Source organism: Sphingomonas sp. Leaf242 (assembly GCF_001422045.1).
GTDB lineage: Bacteria > Pseudomonadota > Alphaproteobacteria > Sphingomonadales > Sphingomonadaceae > Sphingomonas.
This window is the reverse complement of the sequence record NZ_LMLW01000002.1, coordinates 1-20,977: the sequence shown is the minus strand read 5'-3', so window position 1 is coordinate 20,977 and position 20,977 is coordinate 1. Positions and strand designations below refer to the sequence as shown.

At 61.5% G+C, this 20,977-nt stretch carries 17 protein-coding genes, 1 tRNA gene, 1 pseudogene and 1 other annotated feature; of the genes and pseudogenes, 12 read left to right on the top strand and 7 right to left on the bottom strand.

Features of this window, described 5'->3' with window-relative positions; all coding sequences use genetic code 11:
- Positions 1-37 precede the first annotated feature (37 nt).
- The 8 genes from ASF09_RS04195 (at position 38) to ASF09_RS20090 (ending at position 11,178) form a co-directional block, all read left to right on the top strand.
- Entirely contained in the window at positions 38-1,015 is a 978-nt protein-coding gene (locus ASF09_RS04195) for a polyprenyl synthetase family protein (protein ID WP_162237220.1), read from the top strand.
- Between the two features lie 25 nt (positions 1,016-1,040).
- The gene (locus tag ASF09_RS04190) at positions 1,041-2,720 is read left to right on the top strand and encodes a hypothetical protein (protein ID WP_156359198.1); all 1,680 of its coding nucleotides are present in this window, start codon (positions 1,041-1,043) and stop codon (positions 2,718-2,720) included.
- A gap of 2 nt (positions 2,721-2,722) precedes the next feature.
- Complete coding sequence (locus ASF09_RS04185; RefSeq protein ID WP_060525021.1) at positions 2,723-3,436, top strand: hypothetical protein; 714 nt, start codon at positions 2,723-2,725, stop codon at positions 3,434-3,436.
- 11 nt (positions 3,437-3,447) lie between these two features.
- Positions 3,448-4,560 (top strand): hypothetical protein, encoded by a 1,113-nt coding sequence (locus ASF09_RS04180; RefSeq protein ID WP_060525019.1) that lies wholly within the window; start codon positions 3,448-3,450, stop codon positions 4,558-4,560.
- A gap of 13 nt (positions 4,561-4,573) precedes the next feature.
- Entirely contained in the window at positions 4,574-5,416 is an 843-nt protein-coding gene (locus ASF09_RS04175) for a hypothetical protein (RefSeq protein WP_060525018.1), read from the top strand.
- A 30-nt stretch (positions 5,417-5,446) separates the two neighbouring features.
- Positions 5,447-9,184, top strand: a complete 3,738-nt coding sequence (locus ASF09_RS04170) for a hypothetical protein (protein WP_060525016.1) — start codon at positions 5,447-5,449, stop codon at positions 9,182-9,184.
- A 581-nt stretch (positions 9,185-9,765) separates the two neighbouring features.
- Positions 9,766-10,257, top strand: a complete 492-nt coding sequence (locus tag ASF09_RS20095; RefSeq protein ID WP_156359197.1) for a hypothetical protein — start codon at positions 9,766-9,768, stop codon at positions 10,255-10,257.
- Positions 10,258-10,596: 339 nt separating this feature from the next.
- Positions 10,597-11,178, top strand: coding sequence for a hypothetical protein (locus ASF09_RS20090; RefSeq protein WP_156359196.1), 582 nt, complete (start codon positions 10,597-10,599; stop codon positions 11,176-11,178).
- 196 nt (positions 11,179-11,374) lie between these two features.
- Here the strand turns inward: ASF09_RS20090 and ASF09_RS20085 are convergent, their stop codons facing one another.
- From ASF09_RS20085 to ASF09_RS04155, 4 genes are all read right to left on the bottom strand, one after another.
- Positions 11,375-11,800 carry a hypothetical protein gene (locus ASF09_RS20085; protein WP_156359195.1) on the bottom strand — a complete coding sequence of 142 codons (426 nt, stop codon included), beginning with the start codon at positions 11,798-11,800 and terminating at the stop codon, positions 11,375-11,377.
- 1,033 nt (positions 11,801-12,833) lie between these two features.
- On the bottom strand, positions 12,834-14,123 hold the full coding sequence (locus tag ASF09_RS04165; protein ID WP_162237219.1) for a serine hydrolase domain-containing protein: 1,290 nt from the start codon (positions 14,121-14,123) through the stop codon (positions 12,834-12,836).
- 321 nt (positions 14,124-14,444) lie between these two features.
- Complete coding sequence (locus tag ASF09_RS04160; protein WP_060525012.1) at positions 14,445-15,080, bottom strand: hypothetical protein; 636 nt, start codon at positions 15,078-15,080, stop codon at positions 14,445-14,447.
- On the bottom strand, positions 15,077-15,286 hold the full coding sequence (locus ASF09_RS04155; RefSeq protein ID WP_231420733.1) for a PadR family transcriptional regulator: 210 nt from the start codon (positions 15,284-15,286) through the stop codon (positions 15,077-15,079). The genes ASF09_RS04160 and ASF09_RS04155 overlap by 4 nt, the downstream gene beginning before the upstream one ends.
- A gap of 427 nt (positions 15,287-15,713) precedes the next feature.
- Between ASF09_RS04155 and ASF09_RS04150 the strand changes: the two genes are divergently transcribed.
- Entirely contained in the window at positions 15,714-16,022 is a 309-nt protein-coding gene (locus tag ASF09_RS04150; RefSeq protein ID WP_060525009.1) for a hypothetical protein, read from the top strand.
- 67 nt (positions 16,023-16,089) lie between these two features.
- Positions 16,090-16,305 (top strand): hypothetical protein, encoded by a 216-nt coding sequence (locus ASF09_RS04145; RefSeq protein ID WP_060525007.1) that lies wholly within the window; start codon positions 16,090-16,092, stop codon positions 16,303-16,305.
- 69 nt (positions 16,306-16,374) lie between these two features.
- Here ASF09_RS04145 and ASF09_RS04140 read toward each other — a convergent pair whose 3' ends face one another.
- Both ASF09_RS04140 and ASF09_RS04135 read right to left on the bottom strand, forming a co-directional pair.
- Positions 16,375-16,767 carry a hypothetical protein gene (locus tag ASF09_RS04140; protein ID WP_060525005.1) on the bottom strand — a complete coding sequence of 131 codons (393 nt, stop codon included), beginning with the start codon at positions 16,765-16,767 and terminating at the stop codon, positions 16,375-16,377.
- Between the two features lie 339 nt (positions 16,768-17,106).
- On the bottom strand, positions 17,107-17,409 hold the full coding sequence (locus tag ASF09_RS04135; RefSeq protein ID WP_060525003.1) for a hypothetical protein: 303 nt from the start codon (positions 17,407-17,409) through the stop codon (positions 17,107-17,109).
- 193 nt (positions 17,410-17,602) lie between these two features.
- Between ASF09_RS04135 and ASF09_RS04130 the strand changes: the two genes are divergently transcribed.
- Both ASF09_RS04130 and ASF09_RS21175 read left to right on the top strand, forming a co-directional pair.
- Complete coding sequence (locus tag ASF09_RS04130; protein WP_156359194.1) at positions 17,603-17,908, top strand: hypothetical protein; 306 nt, start codon at positions 17,603-17,605, stop codon at positions 17,906-17,908.
- Between the two features lie 790 nt (positions 17,909-18,698).
- Positions 18,699-20,358, top strand: a pseudogene (locus ASF09_RS21175) (recombinase family protein); the annotation flags it as partial.
- Positions 20,359-20,464: 106 nt separating this feature from the next.
- Here ASF09_RS21175 and ASF09_RS04120 read toward each other — a convergent pair.
- Positions 20,465-20,541, bottom strand: a tRNA-Met gene (locus ASF09_RS04120).
- 64 nt (positions 20,542-20,605) lie between these two features.
- Positions 20,606-20,688, bottom strand: a sequence feature (5S ribosomal RNA rRNA prediction is too short).
- Positions 20,689-20,977: the final 289 nt, after the last annotated feature.

Sequence of the window (20,977 nt, the reverse complement as noted above, 5' to 3'; positions counted from 1 at the left end):
TCCACAGCTAGAGGCGTGCGGCACCGCGTCCGACGAGATGGAGGCGCAGGACTGGTCCTGCTTCCGTCAGCAATTGGAGGCCGCGCTCGCGCCCCAACAGCCGTATCTCACCGACCTGGAACGCGCCATGTATGCGGGGGGCAAGAAGGTGCGTCCGCGCGTCATGATGCTGTCGGCGCGGCTGATGAACCCGTGGGGGCCATTGTCGGACAAAGTCTACAAGGGCGCGGCTGCGGTCGAGATGCTGCACGTCGCGACCCTCATCCATGACGATATCGTCGATGAAGCGCCTATGCGGCGCGGCCTGCCGAGTATCGCCGCGGCGCGCGGGACGAAGACGGCGGTGCTGATCGGAGACCTTCAGTTCGTGCAGGCGATCCGTGCCTTCGCCAGCGCGGTCGATACCGACAGCGACATGGCGCTTACCCGCCGCGTGCTCGACGCCGCCTTCGACCTGTGCTGCGGCGAACTTGATGAGTTCGATCGGACGCTGCCGGAAGACCGCGTGGAGCGGATCGCGCGCTATTATCGCACTATCGATCGCAAGACGGGTGTCCTGTTCCGGCTGGCCTGTTCGGGCGGCGTGGAGCTTGCGGGCGGACGCACGCGTGAGGCGCGACGCGCAGGCTTCGTCGGTCGCTCGATTGGGCGTGCCTTCCAGATCATGGACGACGTCCGGGACATCGTCGAGCTCGACCAATATGCGGGCAAGGCAGCGGGCGCCGACCTCATCATGGGGCGTCATTCGCTGCCACTGCTTCACGCCGTCGATGCGCTGGGGACCGATTGCACCATCGCTCGCGCCATGCGGGGCGACGGCTCGGTCAGGGAGGCCGATCTCGACTCCGCGCTTGACGAAATCAGGGACTGCGGTGCGATCGACGCGGCCTACGCCGCCGCCCGGCGCGAAGCGATGGACGCGCTTTTCTTTCTTCAGCCGTTCGCGCCCACCCCCGCGCGCGCGGCCCTGTCCGCGGTGGCGATGGAAATCGTCGACCGGCCGCTGAACCGCTGATGCGAGGCTACGCCCTATGTCGCTGATGAGCTTCATACTCGACACGCTGCAGCCGCGCGTGAACGATTCCGCCAACAGCCGCATGTGGCTGCCCGCGCAACTGGCCGGAATGACGGACAGCGACAACAATCCCGTATTGCCGATCAGCGCCACCAACCAGCAATTGGGCGCGATCACCGGTTCGGCCGGGCAGCAGGTGGCGTCCGATTTCGCCTCCACCTATGCAACCTTCGTGGGCGCGAGCGAGCCTTATACGGTCGGCGCCGAGCCAGATCCGAGCGCCCCGCTACCCACCTTCGCCTTCCCGCAGCTCCAGATCCTCGGTCTCGAGAACCTTGAAGCGGAGGCTCATCCGCCAGTGCCTAATGCCGGAGGCTATGACGTGACGCTGGAGCTCGCCTTCGGCGCCTATTCCGGCACGGTGAATGGTATCGTCATGCACCCCCTGTCGCTCACCGGCCAATATGACATCAACCAGGCCCTTTTATACGGCAATGCCGCCAATCCCCCGTCCAGCTGGACTTCGACCCTGCTCCACGGGACGGGCCAGATCACGATCGTGCTGACGGCCTGCAAGATGCTGGCGAGCGCCGCGGCGTCGATTTCGGGAACCGGCGACACGCGGACGGTTCAGGTGACGGTAAACTCGCTTCAGCTGGTCGGCGTGGATGCGTCCGGCAAGGCCGATCCGTCCGTCGAGCCCGTCGTGAACGTCACCAATCTCACGCTTGACGCGGACCTAGGCGGTGCGGAGCAAGGCCTGATCGCGATCATCGAGAATGCGCTTCAACAGCCGGAGGCGAACGCGGCACTGACGCAGGAGGTGAACGCGCTGTTGGGCGCCAGCGACAATCTGGGGAGCATCAACCAGCTGCTTGCCGCGCGAACGGACGGCGTCCTGGATGCGATATTGGGCCCGGTCGCCGCCGGAGGTCTGCCCGACGATACGGGGCAGAAGGCGGCAACGGCCGTGGATCTCTATCTGTTCGATCGGATCCGGCTCGCGCTGAATGACGAGGGCAGCAGCTGGTTTCTGCCGCTCCAGCTCGCCTCCTCCGTCGATCCGGTGATCGATCCCTATGTAAACAGCGAGATCGACGTTCCCGACCAGACCATCATGGGTCTCAAATATAGCGGCATCGTGCTGACCGACGTGGTACTGGCGGGCGCCTCCAACACCGCGATGCCAGTCCCGGCAACCATGCTGAACATGGGGCCGATCACGACGACGCTGACGCTCGGCAAGTTGGCAGGGGGGCCAGTGCGCACGGTCCAGCGTGGCACAAAGACGGTGCAGATGGCCGTGCCGCCGGTGCCGCCCATCAATTTCGGTGCAAACTTCACCATCACGCAGAACGGGATCACGCAGCTGACGCTGACCGGCGCGCTCGCCGTCGGGATCGCCGGGGCTACCGCCATACTCACCATCACGCCGGCCGGCACATCGGTGGACGATCTCACCATCACCCTGTCGCAGGCCACGGCGAGCCTCGCCGCCTCGACGACGACCGTATCGGTCAGCCTCAACCCGCCGAACGATAATAGCGGGCTGCAGCAGCTCATCCAGATGCTGTTCTCGAAGCCGCAGGTGCAGAACCAGATCCTGTCCGTACTGAACGAGACGCTCGCCAAGCAGGCTGGCGACCTGTCCGACCAGCTTTCGCAGATCGCCCGCAACGCGATCATCAGCAATCTCGGAGGATAACCATGTCCGACAATCCGCTCGTCGACGCGATCGAGAATATCCTGCTCGTCCCCTCCTCCGACTTCTACATCGCAAAGATCCTCTATAGCGACAGCGGAAACGCGCTCGACCCGCGCACCGTAGACAGCTTCACGCTCGGCGGGCTGCAGGTACTGGGTATGACTCTGGACGTGACCGTCCGGCAGTTCGGCATTCACGGGCTCAGCAATGTCGAGGTGAAGACGTTACCGAATGGCCAGCCCGCGGTGAGCGTCGATGGCGATGCGGTGACGTTCGACGCACAGCTGCCCAACACCAACCCGCAATATCAGCGACCGGCCGACGTGCCGAACCAGGTACAGGCGGGAGGCGCGCTCAACGTGACGATTAACAGCGCGCCGATGCCGCCCGGGACGATCGCGATGACGATCGATGCCGTCCAGTCGCTGTCGGGCACCTTCACGGTGACGGAAGCCGTGGACGGCGATCTCAATACGTTGTCGGTCGATTTCACGAATCTGACGATCACGCCAGATCTGTCGAACAACAACATGACGATCACGGTCAATTTGCCGACTGCGTTCAACGGCGCGATCAATACTGTGCTCAACCAGCCCGGGAACCAGCAGCAGTTGATCGAGCAGGTGAACGCCTATGTGAACCGGCCGGATGTGCTGGACCAAGTGTCGCAGATCGCCACGCAGCAGGCCAAGGCCGCACTGCTCGGCGCACAATAAGGGGACGCCACATGCCTGCCGACTTCCAGCTGACGCTCAGCGATGCCAGCCTGAACAAAATAGCGGTCCAGATCTTTCCCGCCGTCGGCCCCAAGCTGCAGCAGACGGAGAGCCTGCCCGACCAGCAGCTGACACTCAGCTGGGCGATTACCAGCCCGCCGGTCTTCGCCTTCACCGGGCAGGACGGGCCGCAGACGTTCCGGATGAACCTGGCGCTCACCGTGACGGTCACGCCCGACGGCAAGCCGCCCGAAAGCGCGCCCGCCACCGCGGTCGCACTCGTCAAGACCGCCATCGACGGGACCGGCACGCTGTCGCTGCGGGTGTCGTCCATGGTGTTTAACAGCAGCGATGCGTTCCTGGCGGCGGTGCTGAACGCGCGGCAGGCGGATGTGGCCAACCAGGTTAACGGGCTGCTGGCCTCGATCTCGCCGACGCTGGGGATCGTCGACGACATCGCCTTCCACGGCTTTGCCGTGGATGTCGCGGCGGGCGTGCTCGGCATGGCCGCCTCGATCAACGGCAATGCGTCCAACGACAGCATGACGCCGCCAGCGACCGATTATTCGCTGCTCGTCGGCCAGGCGCTCGTCCAGACGCTGGTGCAACAGCAATGGTGGAACACGGTTCCCAAGAGCTATGGTGCGGACGGCGCGAACATCACGCTCAACAGCTACAATGTCGTGGTCGCGGGCGGGCAGATTCTGCTCACCTTCATGCTGAGCGGCACCTACAGCATCGGCGCGGCGGACTGGGACGTGCGCATCTCGCCGGTGACGGCGCGGTTGAACGTGTCGGTGGACGCGAACCGCAATGTGAAGATTTCGAGCGCAGGCACGAGCACGCCCGACGTCAGCCTCAGCCCGAGCAACTGGCTGGCCTATGTGTTCGATATCGGGCTCAGTCTCGTGGCCGCGATCACGGAAGCGATCATCAGCGACGTGATAGGCGACAAGATTTCGGGATCGATCAACAGCCAACTCGACCAGACGTTGCTTCAGGTGCCGGTGCTGAGCGGCGGCTTCGACGGCGTGACAATCACGCTGACGCCGGACAGTCTGGCAGTGGGGGGCGCGGGCAACCAGCTGCTTATTACCGGCAACGGCATCGCGAGCGCCAGCTGAAAGGAGCCACGTCATGGCCAGCCTGTTCCATCAGAATATGCGGACGTTCGGCGGCGGCGCGGCCGTGCGCAACGCCGCGTTCAACGGTGCGTTCAACGCCATCAACGGTGCGGTCGGCAACGTCTTCCTGGCGATCGGCTATACCGAGATCACCAACCCGAATGCCCCCTTGCGCGGGCAGCTGCTGGCGCTCGGCACGACGCTGGATGCGGGGATGGACAGCGTGATCGTGATGGAGGTCGGGCAGACAGCGCTCGGCATGCACGAATATGCCGGCATCGTGTGGGACAGTACCAATTTCACCGCCGCGGCGGCAGGTCAGGTCAGCTACGACAATCTCAACCTGCGATGGCAGGCCAATGCCGTGGCCGCGCCGCTGCCCGCCACCATCGCCCTGCCGCACGGGACCTATATGGCCGTCGACCAGCGCGGCCCCGCCTTTATCGCCGGCACCACGGGCGGCAACGAAGTGATCATCATGTTCATGCACAATATGTATGGCCTGGGCGATCGGTCGCGCGGGTTCAACGGCATGCCGCTCTCCGCCGATGCGATCCGCGCTGCGTTGGGCGGCAACTACGTCAATGCGCCGGTGTTTGCGGGCGGCGACTATAATATCCGGCCACGATTTGCCGGCACCAAGCGCGGGCGAGACGGGAATCTTCGCGGCATGCCGTTCCGGGCGGCCAGGGCCGGTGCGGCTGGCGCCTACATCAACACGACCGCCGCAAACCCCTATGATTTCTGGCTAGCAAACGACGTCACCCATATTCCCGAGGCCTGGGCGACGGTGCGACTCGAAAGCCGGATTCCGCTCGCGTCCGATCATGCCGGAATTCGGCTGCGGATCAGCTGACAGACTCGATTTCGCATAGGAGAGCGGCCCGTGACACTCCAAGACAGCGGACTTCTTCCCGTCGCCGACGGCATATTGACGCTGGGTCCGACCGACTTCGGCGCGCTGTTTCAGGACACGCTGATGCGCGTCACCGACGGCGCGCCGATCGTCGTGCACGGGGCGGAGCGGAGCACGGACGGTAACGTCGTGACGGTGGTCGGTACCACCGCCCTGCTGAACGCGGTCAACGTCGCGGCGACCGTCACGGCACAGCCGGGCGCGAATGGTCCCACGATCACGGCCCGCTTCGCACCGCCCGCGACGGCGCCATATATCTGGCACTTCTCGAACAGCTTCCCCAACCTGCCGCCGTTCAACGCCGGCGCGCGCAGCGATGACGGGGGTGCAGGCCTGCTCGACCGCCTGCCGATCGCCGGTGGTGCCTTTACCATCAATACGCTGTCGGGCGCCGCCGATCCGGTGACCGGCGCGCCACTCGCCATGGGTCTCGGTTTCGCCGCGTCGCTGGCACCGATGCAGCTCCTGGGGCTGGTCGGGACGCTGCTGCCCCCCGACACCCTGCAACTGCCCGTTTCGGGACCGGTGCTGCTGCCGCTCGCCGGGCAGAAGGTGCCGGCGCTGCCCGATCAACCGCTTCCCGAACTGCCGTGGCAGGCAAGCTGGCCGGTGCCGGGCATCATGCTGTCCTCGCCGATCGGCGGCACGACGCTGGGCACGGCGCTCCGCATCGATGGCGTCGGGCTCAACATCTATTCGCCCACCGATGCCGCCTGGATGGCCGCCAACCCTAGCTATGCGCCGGTCGCGGCGGGCACCGCGAAGATCACGATCCCCAGCGCATCGATCAGCGCCGACATCAACCTCCTGGGCGTGCTCGCGCCCGGCCAGATGACGCTGACCGGCGTCTTCGAGGGCGTGACCTTCCAGAAGCTGGAGGACCTGATCGACGCGGCCGGCGGCAGCGATCTTGCCGGTTTTCTGCCCAGCGACGTGCAACAGAAGCTATCCTCGACGCTCGGCCAGCTCAGCCTGGAGGCCGTGTCCGTCACGGTTGGCCAGTCGATGAGAGTCGGCGCGATCTCGATCGCGGTCGGCATCCCGCATCTCGATACGCAGGTCCTGCCTGGCTTCACGATCGACAGTTTGGTGTCGAGCTTTACCATGGTCGATCCGTTCGGCGCCAATCGGGGCGTGTCGGTGACGATCGGCGGCGACGTGACGGTGTTCGACGCGCCCTTCCACATCGACCTGGACCTGACCAGCGGAGCGGCGACGGCCGCGCTCGCCGGCCCGATCGCCATCAACCTTGCCGCGGTGGCCGCGCGGGCAGACCTGTCCCTCCCGGCCGACATACCCGCGCTCAGCGTCGATACGATGGAGTTCGCCGCCGACACCAGCGGCGGCATCGGCTTCAGGATCGGTCTTGCCGCCGATCCCAATCCCTGGACCATCGACCTCGGTCCCGTGCCGCTCACCATCTCGGACGTCGAGGCGAGCATCGTCAAGCCGGCCGCCGGCAGTGCGAGCGGCAGCTTTGGCGGGCGGATCGCGATCGGCGGCGGGAGCCTCGCCTTCAGCTACCAGACACCCGGCGACTTCCTGTTCCAGGGCGGCATCGACGAGGTCGGATTGGTCACGCTCGCCCGGCAACTGACCGGCAGCAGCCTGTCCTTCATTCCGGACGGGTTCGAGATCACGCTCACCAACTCGGTGGCCATGATCCAGAAGAGCGGCGAAGACCTTCGTCTTTCGCTGGTTACGACGGTGGACGAGACAGGTATCGTCGGACTGGACGTCAATCGCAGCAGCGGCAGCTGGGGCTTCGCCTTCGGCCTAGACCTCCAGCATCCGGACCTCTCCGCGCTTCCCGGCCTGTCGGGTCTGTCGACCTTGCAGTCGATCTTCTCCCTATCCGAACTGCAGCTCGTGGTCGCATCCTATGACGATGCCGCGTTCCAGTTCCTGCCCGCATCCAGCTTCCCCAGTCCCAGCGTGCCGGCCGGCAGCGGCGTCCAGCTCGGCGCAGTTGGGGGGATCATCGCGGGCCTCAACGTCCACGGCACCTGGACGCTGAATACGGGCGCGGACGACCAGAAGCTGCTTCAGGACCTGCTCGGCCTCGAGCCCATGCTCGACATCGTGCTCCAGATCGGTGTGAACCCGGCGCAGAACAGCGCGCTGGCCGTGCATGTCGCGACCAGCCTGTGCGGCATGCCGATTGCGGGTGCGTTCGGCGGGCGGGTCAGCAATGGCGATGTGAGCCTGTTCCTCGACGCAACCATGGTGACGCAGATCGGGGGCGAGACGCAGACGTGGCTGGTCACGCTCGCGGTATTCCCCAATGGCGTGCTGTTCAGTGGCGGCATGCGCGGGACGATCACGTTCGACGGCATCACGCTCGCCAATCTTGCGCTCGTCATCGGCTGCGACTGGGAAGGGATCCCATCCTTCGGCATCGCCGGAGCGATGACCGTGGGCGGCTTCAACTCGTCGCTCGCCGTCTTCTTCAATAGCGAGGATCCTGCGCAGTCGCTGCTCGCGGGGTCGGTGAGCGACCTTACGCTCGCCGACGTGGCGGACACGTTCGCCGGCGGGGACGTGCCGCCCGAACTGGCCGCGTTGCTCGGCCAGATCGGGCTGGCCGGCACTGCAGCGTTCACCATCCCCTCCAGCGTGGGCACCGCGCTCGACACGCTGGACCTCGCCACGGTGTCGAAAGCGTTCGGCGCGGCGGGTGTGACGCTGCCCACCAGCAGTCAGCAGGTGCTGGTGACGCGTGGCGGTACCGACGCGAGCGGCAATGGCGTCAAATGGTTCGTCACCAACCTCGCTTACGAAATGCGGCATTATTCGGCGGTGGCGGGGCCGAACGGCATCGTGGTGACGCTCGACCCGCAGCTCTACCTCGCGCCAGCTGCGGTCAAGCTGGCCGGCGTCCAGTACGACCAGGGCTTCTTCGTCGCCGCCACGCTCAAGATCCTGACCTTCACCGCCAGCGTCGAGATCAGCATCGACAAGGCGAACGGTATCGCCGTGGATGGCAGCATGAGCAGGGTCGTGATCGGCACGGCCGCCCTTTTCTCGCTCACCAATGCCGACGGGACCGCAGGGCCGGACATCTCGATCGCGACCTATACGCAGCCGCAGCTGCCCGCGCCGCTCCAGCCGCCCCATGCGATCATCGATGCCGGACTCACGATGCTCGGCATCCGCCGCGACGTCTATGTGTCGATCAGCAAGGACGGCTTCACCTTCCTGATCGACGGGGGTGTCGGGTCGGTCGTCACCTACAGCCTCGCCGGCAGTTTCACGGGCCTCACCGCGCTGGCGGTCAAGGGGTCTGTATTTCTCGGCTTCGACTCCATCGATCTCGGCGCCCTCGGGGCGATCCACCTGGGGCTTCAGGTCTCCGCGAGCGCCGACATCGGCGTATCCGGCAGCGCGATGTGGGCGCATTTCGGACTGAACCTGTCCATCCTGGGTAAAACGTTCAACCCGACGCTCAGTCTCGACGTCACGGCAGGCCAGATCGCCGGTCTCGCAGACATGGCCGTGGCCGAGCTTGAGACGCTGCTGCTCGCGTTCTTCGCGGATGCGAAGACCTGGGCGCTTGCGGTCTGGCAGGGCTTGATCAAGGGCATTGAGGATCTGGAAAGCGCCCTTATCAAGCTGTTCGGGCTCAGCTCCGCCGAAGCGGCCGCGATCATGGCGACGCTGCAGGCGATCGGGGGCTGCGCCATAGGAAGCGCGCTGCTCGCAGCGTGATACCGCCCTTTTCGAAAACGACACTCAATAGGAAGAATCGGGAAACCCAATCTCCCACGTCGTTCGCGTCCTTGCCAAAGGCATCAGGCACGCGGCTTATGGGGCTATCACAGGCGGTTTGATCAATACGCTGATGAAGCAAAAGCAAAGGCGGCGGCCGGGCTCGCCCCGTAGTAGACTTTGCCTAGCCGTCATCAGGCGATTTCGGGACGGAACGTCTGCTTTTTTGCTGCTCGGCGTGTGACAATGGCGCGTCCGTTTTTCCACCCGTAAGCATCAACCGCCGCCCTGCCCGGTAGATGAACAAAAATGCGTTACCGCGCTGGAAGCGCCTGAAAGCTGCCGGTCCGGATTCCTGCCATTCCGAACATTCCGCTTCGCCCAAGAATGGACGTTCCGATGGGCATCATGCGCGCTCAAAAGCGGACATCCGTTCCAGCATCAAAGTTTGGACTCAGCGATTTTGGGTACAAGACCCGAGAATCTTTTGTCAGGAGCGCCAGCTGTCAGCAAACTGTAAGCAAACTTCAACATAATTAAGGGGGTAATTTTAATAAGTTTTCGTACTGAAGGTAACGGACATGGTCGGCTACACAGGTTGGGATAGCTTAGTAAAGCCAGTTAAGACCAATAATATCACCGTATTGATTATTGCGTTTTCATGTTTAATGCCGCCCTTGGCCAGCGGACAGACCTACCTCGTACGCCGCCTGAATGAGGGTAGTAACAAGGGTTATTCGGATATTCATGCGTCACGTGCTGCTATATCCGGTGAGAAGATCAGAATATGGTTCGCTACACTGACCAATCCAGATTGTTCATCAGCAGGTACGGTAACGGCGCAGATTGTAACCCCACCCCATCACGGGCATGCCGACATCTCAACCGAAAAAGTTTATCCCAACTTTATTGCGCCGAACCCTCGAGTTATCTGCGACACACATAAAGTCGATGGCGTTCAGGCTTTTTATACATCCGATGCAGGATATCATGGACATGACAAAATTGTTTTGCAAAGCGCGACGTCCGAAGGACGCGTGCGACGGGTACTAATAGACGTTGACGTTCGCTAATCGCTTTTTGCTGCCAACTCGATCTGCCGCTAAGCCAACGAACACTATGGTGTGCGCATGCGTCGTGCTCGCCACTTTCCGTTTGCAATTGCAGACCCACTCGATTCTTGGCTCGCTGAGTCGGCAAAGATAAGAACAGCATCAGCTCTATAGCTCGCCGTTCTCCGATCGTTGTAGTTGAAGGCGGTGCCGCGCTATGTCGGCCATCGACATCGGCGTTCCCGTAAGCTGCCGTTCCGCTTTCCTTCCCATTCCGGCCATTTTGCGTCCCCCACTTGCGGATATTCAGCCTTGCAGTTTATGCTGCCATTGTCGAGGCATAAGAGGACGGCAGATTCCATGTTAATGCTCGGCTATGTTCTTGCAGCTGCCTTACAATCAGTAGCACCGCATGATCAGTTACCGTTGCTACGGACTGCCGCAACTCAGAAGGCTTGTGCAGCCTCGTTGTCTGTAGTTCAAAGCATGGTCGAAGCCGTAGATACCCCATTGATATTTTCCGGATGGGATGGTGCGCATACCTCGGATATATCGAACTCGGTTTATGACTGGTCTTCAAGTCAGTACGCAAAGGGTCACGGCACTGCGTCGCCAACTCGAGGCATGATGTCGGAGTTTATAAACGGTAATTATACGCGTTACAGTGCGGTTGTTAACTGTCTATCAGTTCGCACATTTCTAAAAAATCGTCGCGTTCGGTTTGGCAAAGCGGAAGTTATGAAAACTATCGACGCGAAAGATCAGGATATTTTGATAGTAGATGTTTCATTAGCTGCACTTGATTCAACTGGTCAGCACGCGCTCGTAACCAGAGGACAGAGCGGCGCGTTCGGGGGAGGCGGCGGTTGGGTGCTAGCGCTGGTTCGCGACAGCGCAGGTCATTGGCAAGAAGCGCACGTCGCTCCAACATGGATGTCATGACGTCAGAGTAAGCGAGCGCGAATTGCCTTCTTCGACTTGAGGACTGGCTTGGCCACCGGCCTGAGAATGTCGTCTATCGTTCTATTTTGCTCAGAAGCGGCCTGTCCGCTTTCCTTCCCCATTCCAGCCATTCCGCTACCGCTAAACTGTCGCCGTTTAACTCGTCTTCGCCCTGCTCCGTGAGCAGGACATCGAATCACGACGGTGCGCCGTTATTATCGCGATACAGCCGCGAAGCGAAAACGGGATGACAGCCAGCGACGACTGCGCCGAATATAGGGCAAGCATATCGTGAAGTATCGATGAATACACCAAGGCCATCGTTGAAAAACTGGACAAACATCCAGCGACCCAAAAATCCCCCGAACAAACCAAGTAAAATAGACGATACGATTGGCGACCCCGCAAATTGACGCCCTAATAGCCAGACGATTGGTGTGCCAAGAGCCAGTGCTGTCGGTAGTGCTGCAATAAATCCGAGAATCCCAGCCATTAATCCGATACCCGGTATAATCGCAAAATCCGCTACGCTACGGACGCCTGTTGTAAAAATAATAGTGTAAAGGCAAAATATGATTGCCGACACGAATGATCCAACTACCGCAGAAAATACAGCGGTCAATATTGCGATCTTTAATCGAATCGATATGCGCGCTCCCGAGCATTGATGTAAACATAGGACGTTAACAGCCGCTTTACAAAGAACTTCAATCTTCTGCCGGGCGCATTACCCTAACCTGCGCTGGATCAGCATAAGTAGTAGGTACTTACCTGCAGAGGCAAACCGATGAATACCAGCTCTTTACACACACTCGTCAATTTCCGGGCGTCGAAGCCGCTTCTGGAATCGTTCGACCGCGCCGGCCTCCTGTCCGGAAAAACACGGACGCAGGTCCTCTTGGAAATGATGCGTCAACGCGTTCTGCATGTCGGATCGAAGCTGCCCGCTAAGCTGGAAACACAGCGGTCGATCGATGAGCGGTTGAAGGTTGCGGTAGAAGGGCGATCATCGGTGCCACCAGCGAATTCACCTTCCCAACCCGGACACTCCCGATAGTCGATCCTTTCTGGGAAAGCCGGCAGCCGCCCAATGTCTGCTATCGCCACCCGCATTCCCGAAAGCAGCCTGTCCGCTTTCCTGCCCCATCCCGGCCATTCCGCTATCGCCCACTTGCGGACGTTCCGCTGACGCGGCTACGCTGTTTCATCATGCGGAAGGTCACGAAACGAGATTGGCTTGCGCTTGCCGTTCCAACCGCAGTTATTTCGATAGTCGGTTTCATCACGGCTCAAGATCGCGGCTGCGAGCAAGGGGTTACAAAAGCCGGACTGATGCTGACCTTCGTTGTTTGGCTTTGGCGACGTCAAATACGAAAGCACCCTACTGACACGTGGCGTGCCCGTCTCTAGCGACAATCTCTACGTCTGCTTTCCTGCCCATTCCGAACATTCCGCTTTCGCCCACACCCGGACATTCAGGCTGACGATAGGGGCTTCCGATAACGGCCATTCGTTAAGCGCGCCTTTTCCCCATTCTTCGTCTCCAAGAGCGGCTAGCGGGCATCGCCATGGACGGTCGCCACTACGGTGGAACAATCGTCCTAGTTCCATCTGATCGGTCCGTGTTTCGGCATCAATGGACTTGATCAATTGTGCTAGGAAGCTGAGCGCGGACCCGCTGACCGTACCATCTTCATGGGCGGCGCGCCTTCGATCATTGTGCAGCTTGAGAAGTCAGGCGCGAACTCGACCGTGACGCCAAGTCCCTCTGATCGGAAGCGCGTTGGGGACAGGGCGATCAGGCGTTCGGCCATGTTCCCGCCGACAAGCCTGGCGAACAATCCCTCGGATCGTGCTTCGAGGTCCACCTTGAGCCCGCCCCCCTCGAAGTGGCCGGCCGCCTTCGACAGTTCGGCGAGCGACAGCGTCTTTTCCTCGGTCGCGGGTGCGGCGACATCTGACCAGCCGTAATCGGTCGCGATTGCGCGGATGACCTCGCCCATCAGCCGCCGGCCGTCTCCCCCGTTGGTCAGCGCGACAATCCCGTCGCCCTTGCCAATGTAGGAGACCATGAAGGATTCGTATCCGGCATTCACGCCGTCGTGCATGAAGCGCGGCGCTCCTTCGGGATATACGGCGACCCCAAGTCCCCAATTGTCCTTGACCGGCGTCATCATCAGGCGGGTCATAGCCGGCGATAGGCGGTGCCCTCTCTTGCCTGCCGCCGACGCCTGAAGGTCGATCAGCAGGCGGGCGAGATCGGTAGCTGTCGTCCACAGGCCGGCCGGCGCGAGTTCGGGGTAGACCTGATAGTTGCTGGGCATGGGCTTGCCCTGCGCAGAGCCGAACGCCGCATTGGCCAGGATCGCCGGCGATGGTGGCATGGTGAAGGCGCTCCGCGTCATGCCGAGCGGCAATAGAACCTCGCGTCGGCCGAGGTCGGCGAAGGCGGTGCGGCCCACATCGGATAGAGCGACCTGCGTTACTACATAGCCGCCGCCTGAATATTCGAACTGGCCGCCCACGGGTAATATGCTGCGCACGGGCGGCGTGTTCGCGGGCGACACGCCGTCCAGTATCTGAACGGGCGTGGGGAGCGGTGAGCCGGGCTGGTAGCCGCCGAAGCCATGAACCCCCAGGCCGGCCGTATGGCTCAACAGTTCGCGTAGTGTGATGCCGTTTGGCGCCAGCTTCGCGTCCTTCGGCACCTGCCAGGAACGAAGCACCTCGTTGATGTTCTGGTCGAGCTTAATCCTACCCTGCTCAACCAAGCGGAGCGCCGTCACCGCGGTCACGACCTTGCTGATCGACGCAGCCTGGAAGGCGGTATTCGGCGTTACGGGCTTGCAGCTCGTCAGATCACGAACGCCCCAGCCTCGCGCCCAAACGATCTTGCCGTCGTGGATTACGGCAACGCTGATTCCGGGCACATCGTACTGGCGCATCCGGTCGGCGAGACTGAACGGCCGTGCGCCGGACTTAATAACCGGCGGTTGCAAATGACCTTCGACATAGCGCGTGTGGATGTTGTCGGGGCCACCCGCCGCTGACGCGGGCACGGGGCAACGACCGGTCTGCCCACTAGCGGGAGCGGCGAACGCCACCGCAGCCGCCGCACCGAACAAGTAGCATTTTCCTAACCGCTGCATTGCGTGTTTCCTCTCGATGGCTTTGTATTCCGCCCTAGCGATGGGTCGGCGCGGATCGCTTCACTGCGACTCACGCCCGCCCGTGTGAGGACAAGGCCGCCTGGCAACGAGACCTCTTCATGTGGCCGCCTGATCGGCCTGTGGAGGTTGCGGTAGTTCGGCGTGCCAGCGCGCCAAGGCCGCGACGATCGCTAGTTCAAGGAGCAGGATCGCGACCTGGCGCAGCGCCTGACCGACATTACAATCAAGCAAGCCGATCAGGATGATGATGGTGACCGCCGCAGCCAGGCTCACTGCACCGGCTGCTTCGACAAGCGCCCAGTCACAGTCGAGCAGCGTCCACGCCAGCCGCAGATGCGCCCCGCCGAGCACCAGCGAAACCACCGCTATCAATGGCGTCAGCCCTTGATAGGCGCTGGTCATAAGGTAGCCCTGAAGGCTGTTAGGTACCGCGAAGTCGCCGATGCTTAGCATGGCGGGAAAGCCGTGCCACAGGCTAACAACCTGAAACGAGCCTATCGGCACGATCAGCCCCAGCGCAAGCGCATGGATCGTAAGGCTGAACCGGCCTTCGTCGTGCGCCGGCATCCGCCCCCAGGAGGCGACGAGGCAACCGAAGGCAAACCGCAAGCCGCCTCCGTCGGCAATTGCTTCCTCTAGCTCGGATCGCATAGCGATGCCCCAGCCATAGTCTCTGCTTCTCATGCAGAGCGTGGCGAGCGTAAGGATGGCGCGGGAGAGCGCCACCCTCATGCCAGCGCCGCCCGCAAGCCCGGTCCGCTGTTCGCAGTGATCGAGGCATTCGCCAAGGCGACGCCGGCAGCCGTCAACCGGTAAGCGTGGCGAGCTGGCCGTCCCGGGCGTGTGGGCTCGCACCATTGCGCCTCGACCAGGGCTTGCTCCGTCATCCGCATAAGCAATGGATAAAGCGTCCCGGACTGGAGCCCTGTCTGCTTCATCAGGTCATAGCCGTGACGCCACTCCTGGCTGCGCGCCGATAGCGCTTCCAACAGGAGCCGCATCTGTTGAAGGGCGTCGGGCACGAACCATGGTCAAACGTCACATATGTAGACTTAGCCGTCAATGGGTATCTGCCCGACCGAAGTACCACGAGAGCGACATTTTATAAGGCGATCGGGACTAAGCTTTTTTCTCAACTGACGTGAATTTTGGAAACCGATGCGGCTTCCCAGTTCTTGCTCCTTTTTGGGAAGTAAGCAGCCGCCCAACGGCTGCCATCGCTACCCATCTTCCCGAAAGCAGCCCGTCCGCTTTCCTCCCATTCCGGCCGTTCCGCTTTCGCCCAAACTACGTCATTGAGGCCCAATCTGCCGATACCCGAAACCGGTCATTGCTTAATAGTCTGCAACCGTGGGACGGAGGGACATGGCCGACCCCTCAACCCTCATCGCCAACCGCGTTCGCTACTTCCACCAGAACGACGAGGCTCTGTTCTTTGCATGGCTCGACCAGATGGAAGTTGTTTTAGGCTATGAGGGCCGCGGCGATGGACTGCACATCCGACTTGCCCGCCACCCGAATGACGAGGACCTTCGCGAACTGCTCGCTTTCCACCAACGTTATGCCATCGACATGCGCCAGCTTGCCGCGTTCAAAGCGCCGGGAAATGCGGATTGGTTCGCCGCACCGGGAATGTATTGGCACCAGTCGGTGTTCGGTTCGGCGTCGGCTTGAACCGCCCAATTGTCGCCATTCGATCGAGGTTCTAACATGCCTGAAAGCGGACGCTCGAAGGGGAGAGATGATCAGCAAGAATCCAGTGATTGCGCTTGTCGCGGGGGCAATCTCGATAATCGTCGCAGGCGTTGGCACCTTCTACTCGGTCTTGGCCGTAGGAGTAAGCGACGGACCGGGCCATCTGACCGCCCAGTTTATGCTCGCGGTTTGTATCCTCGTCGCGCTGGCAGCCTTGCTCGTCGTGGTCCGTTCAACACTGGCATTGTGGGCACGCCTTTGAAAGGCGGTGATCGCCCTAATTATCGCCGTTCCATGAGTTTTGCTGCCCACCAAAACCGGACGCTCGGCGTTACCTCGGCCAGCGCCGTAGTGGCTCTTCTTGGGCCAGTGCGACGGTCGCATCGTCCCTTTCTTGGACGTTGATAACGTGCTTGGCAGAGAAGGGCAGCTCCGTGCCAAGCCAGAACTCATCATTTTCTGCGATGGCATCTGGCTCGTTATCGAGAATACCGAGATAGCCGCCCGAGGTTCTTTCTCGGACGAGAACCCACATCCGTTCGACCGCGACGTTCCCGTCCGCGTTGTCAACGCTAATCCGGAAAATGAGCTTTGCAATGTCACCGGGCTGAAGACTTTCCCGCCGCTGCCGCTCCGGTAGCCAGAACGTGTCGGGTGCTTCGGCGTGGTAGGCCTCCCCATCCTCAAGGCACCACCCATCGATCTCAAAATCTGGCTCACGCATCACATGAGTTTAGCGTAACGGGGGATGTCTGCAATGCGCCTCGGCCGTCCAAAACCTGCCGGACCGCTTTCCTGCCCGTTCCGGACATTCGCAGATGGCGGAGATACCCTCCGCCGCGCTCACGGGGTTTCGCCGGCTTCACCGAGATACCCCAAACGATCGTTATACCCTTGCGCGTGACGCGGTGAACAGTGGACGATAATGGTCGGTCGCCAGCCGCCGCTCACTCACCTTGGGGGCCTTCCACTGACGGAATAGAGCATGATGCGCCTGTTTTTTATAAGTTTGTCGCTAGCGGCAGCAACGTTTCCTTCGTCCAGCCCCGCCAGCCCATCCGTGCTACATTGTACCTCGGTCTTGAGATGGGGATGCACCGACGACGATGTGTGCATCGATAGTCGCGGCGGAATCGGAAAACATTATGACTTCGATCTCCGGAATATGGTGTTTTCGGGACCGGAATCCTCGGGCACCATCCTGGATAAGCGGACCAATGAGGCCGGGCATATCGAACTTATAATTAGCGATGGTCAGCGCCTCGTCATCGATGCCGACAGATATCATGATCGCCGAAAGAACAAAACGCGGATCGTTCATCGCCTCTTCAGCGATAAATTTAGCAACACCGAATTGGACTGCCACTGATCGCTTTTATCGATGACTCACGGCGGAGATCGCCTCCGCCGCAAACACGCTTTTCCATGGGTTTCGGTGCGGCCAGTAACCCTAATTCGGTTTATCGATACCCCGGCCGCTCACGCCCAAAGTTGGACGCTAGAAGACGGTCGACGTTTTCCAGATTGCGGACATTCGCGCGGTCTCTATCGTAGTGGGTATGACGCCCGTAGCTGCCGACCTTAGACTTTCAGCACAACGTGCCTTGTTGGGCGCGATCTACCCGGAAGTCCGGATGGTGAAGGTTCGGCGGGACGGTAGCCTCATCACGTTTACCGCAATTTGCCATAGCCCCTTTAGCGATGACGCGCTCGACGCCCTGACAACGGCCACTGCCGAGATCGCAGCTGACTTTCCGGACTGGGAAGTTGATTATCACATTGTCGGCAGCAACGACCCGCTTCCAAAAGAAGACATTTTAACGGAAGGCTGGTTGTTCCAACGGGCAGAGCCCAGCGTCCGCTAAGGCTGCCTCCTTCTCGAAAGCGGACTGTCCGCTTTCCTGCCATTTTCGTCATTTCCAATTTGCGTCCCCAGATACGGCGCAAGAACCCCCGCCTCGCCCGCGGGCTTTTCAGGCCGCTTTTGATGCAAGCGGGAGATCTGATGCGCTGCTTGGTGAAGTTGGCCTTTGCCGCCGAGGATGAGGCGTCCTGCCGCATGCAGATTGACGCAGCTGGCCGAGCGCCGACTGGGGTGGCTTCGACAAAACGCCGAGTCGCACGGACCACGCGACGTTAGCCTGTCACGCAACCGCAATCCGGCCGCTTCGGTATGGCGTAATCTTGTAGAAAGCCTTTCTACAAGATCAGCGCGTGGACGTGCGGGTGAACGGCGGCGCAAATCTCGCCACGTCCTCTGCCGTGGGCCGGCTCCTGAAAGCTCGGGCCCGGGGCAAAGGCACGATGGTCCACCCGGCGCCGGACGGCGTCAAAAGCCGAAGAGATAGAGATGAACACCCCCGACAATGATGACGGCTCAGACGCTCTGCCCGCTCTCGTGCGCGCGGTCCCGCATAGTGCTGTTCCACCAAATCTGCGCCCAAGGCCGCTGAATCAGCACGCCGCCAACGATACCTATCTCGACTTCATGGTATTTGTGNCGCGCGGTCCCGCATAGTGCTGTTCCACCAAATCTGCGCCCAAGGCCGCTGAATCAGCACGCCGCCAACGATACCTATCTCGACTTCATGGTATTTGTGAGGGCATTTGCACGGGCAAACGCCGTCAGGGACCTTCGGGAGCGCAGTGCCGCCAATGACAACACGAGCCGTAATATACGCCCGCTATAGCAGCGACCGGCAGTCGACGACGTCGGCGGAGGATCAGGCGCGCCTGTGTCGCGCCCGGATCGACAAGGAAGGCTGGGATCTGGTAGAGGTCTTTGCCGACCTTGCCATCTCGGGCGCTACGCGCAATCGGCCAGGGCTCGACGCCCTGATGAGCCGGACCAACGCGTTCGACATCCTGGTGGCAGAATCGCTTGACCGGTTGAGCCGTGACCAGGAAGATATTGCCGGCCTCTACAAGCGGCTGCGCTTTGCGGGCATCCGCATAGTCACGCTGTCGGAAGGCGAAATTGACCAGGAAGATATTGCCGGCCTCTACAAGCGGCTGCGCTTTGCGGGCATCCGCATAGTCACGCTGTCGGAAGGCGAAATCTCGGAACTTCACATCGGCCTCAAAGGCACGATGGGAGCATTGTTCCTGAAGGATCTGGGTGAGAAAACCAGGCGTGGTCAGATCGGCCGGGTCGCGCAAGGCCGTATCCCTGGCGGGCTGAGCTACGGCTACAGGCGTGTGGTGGCGCTTGGCACCGACGGAGAACCCGAGCGGGGCTTGCGCGACATCGACGAGGCACAGGCAGGCGTCGTCCGGCGCATCTTCGCAGAGTATGCGGCCGGCCGCAGTCCGCGCGCTATCGCCGAGACGCTGAACGGCGAAGGTATCCCCTCGCCTTCGGGCAAAATGTGGCGCGCCAACACCATCAACGGCAACCGCGAGCGCGGCAACGGCATTCTCCACAACGAACTCTATGCCGGCATCATCAGCTACAACCGGCAAAGCTTCGTGCGCGATCCCGTCAGCCGCAAGCGGGTCGCCCGGCCCAATCCGCGCGACCAGTGGATCAGCCAGGAGGTGCCGGCCCTGCGGATCATCGACGAGCAAAGCTGGACCGCGGCCCAGCAGCGGCTCGAGCACGGTCAGGCTCTATCGCCTGCGCGTCAACGACGGCCAAAGCGGCTGCTGAGCGGGCTGGTCACATGCGGCAGCTGCGGCGGTACGTTCACCATCATCGGCCGCGACCGCTGGGGGTGCAGCACCGCCCGTGAAACTGGCACCTGCAACAACGGCAGAAGCATCGTCGACACCCAGCTGGAGACACGTATCCTCGGCGCGCTGCGCGAGCGCATGTTCGAGCCAGATGCGGTCGCTGCCTATGTCGAGGAATATCGCCAGGCCTTTACCGCGCAGCAGAAGGACCGGCACAAAGCCCGTCGCGGGCTGGAGAAACGTGAAGCCGAGGCCACACGCCGGATCACCCGTCTGACACTGGCAATCGCCGACGGCGCCAACGCCTTTGCAGAAATCCGCGGCGTTCTCGAAGAGCAGATCGCCACCCGCGAACGCTGCCGGCGCGACCTCGCCGATCTCGACGCCGAACCGTCGCTGGCGCTGATGCCCAATCTGGCGGAGAGCTATCGTCGCAGCGTCGTGCAGCTTGGCGCGGCGTTACGCGGCGATGCGATCGAGCAGGAGCAGGCCCGTCAGGCGCTGCGGGCGCTGATCGACCAGATCGTTGCATCCCCTGCCCCGCACAAACGCGGCGTCGCGCTGGAGATCCGTGGCCGGTTTGCGCAGATGATTGATCTCGCAAACGAAAAAAGCGCCCCGCGAGGGACGCCTGATTGTATGTNACAAACGCGGCGTCGCGCTGGAGATCCGTGGCCGGTTTGCGCAGATGATTGATCTCGCAAACGAAAAAAGCGCCCCGCGAGGGACGCCTGATTGTATGTCRAAGRTGGTTGCGGGGACAGGATTTGAACCTGTGACCTTCAGGTTATGAGCCTGACGAGCTACCGGGCTGCTCCACCCCGCGACGGTCTGCGTATTGGCAGACGGAGGGTGTATGAGACGTTGTGAATGGGTTTTGGATATGTGCGTGATGCATGTTACCATTGGCGCAGTCGGGTTTCACGGCCGAGTTCGGAATGGGATCGGGTGGGACACCGACGCTATAGCCACCAGGCAATGGAGCCGGTGCGACATGCGTTTGCGTTCATATCTGGGATACCCCACCGCAGCTTTCGCATTGGTGGGATTTTAAAATCGATACCGTGCAAGGTTGTAGTGGTATTTATGACCAATCCCTCGACGGCGAGGGGATTGGCAATCTGGCGTCGTCTTAATCATCCGCACGCATCTGATGGCTAACTGGGCGAACCCAGTGTTGTCATTGATGGTGTGAGACTCTCAAGCGCGAATAGAGCAATTAGTATCGGTTAGCTCCATGCGTTACCGCACTTCTACATCCG

What these genes read in the sequence shown, in the direction of transcription:
- ASF09_RS04180 (WP_060525019.1), top strand. Translation starts at nt 3,448, where the DNA reads ATGCCTGCCGACTTCCAGCTGACGCTCAGCGATGCCAGCCTGAACAAA.
- ASF09_RS04150 (WP_060525009.1), top strand. Translation starts at nt 15,714, where the DNA reads ATGGCCGACCCCTCAACCCTCATCGCCAACCGCGTTCGCTACTTCCAC.
- ASF09_RS04185 (WP_060525021.1), top strand. Translation starts at nt 2,723, where the DNA reads ATGTCCGACAATCCGCTCGTCGACGCGATCGAGAATATCCTGCTCGTC.
- ASF09_RS04175 (WP_060525018.1), top strand. Translation starts at nt 4,574, where the DNA reads ATGGCCAGCCTGTTCCATCAGAATATGCGGACGTTCGGCGGCGGCGCG.
- ASF09_RS20090 (WP_156359196.1), top strand. Translation starts at nt 10,597, where the DNA reads ATGTTAATGCTCGGCTATGTTCTTGCAGCTGCCTTACAATCAGTAGCA.
- ASF09_RS20095 (WP_156359197.1), top strand. Translation starts at nt 9,766, where the DNA reads ATGGTCGGCTACACAGGTTGGGATAGCTTAGTAAAGCCAGTTAAGACC.
- ASF09_RS04165 (WP_162237219.1), bottom strand. Translation starts at nt 14,123, where the DNA reads ATGCGCCAGTACGATGTGCCCGGAATCAGCGTTGCCGTAATCCACGAC.
- ASF09_RS04190 (WP_156359198.1), top strand. Translation starts at nt 1,041, where the DNA reads ATGAGCTTCATACTCGACACGCTGCAGCCGCGCGTGAACGATTCCGCC.
- ASF09_RS04160 (WP_060525012.1), bottom strand. Translation starts at nt 15,080, where the DNA reads ATGAGGGTGGCGCTCTCCCGCGCCATCCTTACGCTCGCCACGCTCTGC.
- ASF09_RS04155 (WP_231420733.1), bottom strand. Translation starts at nt 15,286, where the DNA reads ATGAAGCAGACAGGGCTCCAGTCCGGGACGCTTTATCCATTGCTTATG.
- ASF09_RS04140 (WP_060525005.1), bottom strand. Translation starts at nt 16,767, where the DNA reads ATGCGTGAGCCAGATTTTGAGATCGATGGGTGGTGCCTTGAGGATGGG.
- ASF09_RS04195 (WP_162237220.1), top strand. Translation starts at nt 38, where the DNA reads ATGGAGGCGCAGGACTGGTCCTGCTTCCGTCAGCAATTGGAGGCCGCG.
- ASF09_RS04145 (WP_060525007.1), top strand. Translation starts at nt 16,090, where the DNA reads ATGATCAGCAAGAATCCAGTGATTGCGCTTGTCGCGGGGGCAATCTCG.
- ASF09_RS04130 (WP_156359194.1), top strand. Translation starts at nt 17,603, where the DNA reads ATGACGCCCGTAGCTGCCGACCTTAGACTTTCAGCACAACGTGCCTTG.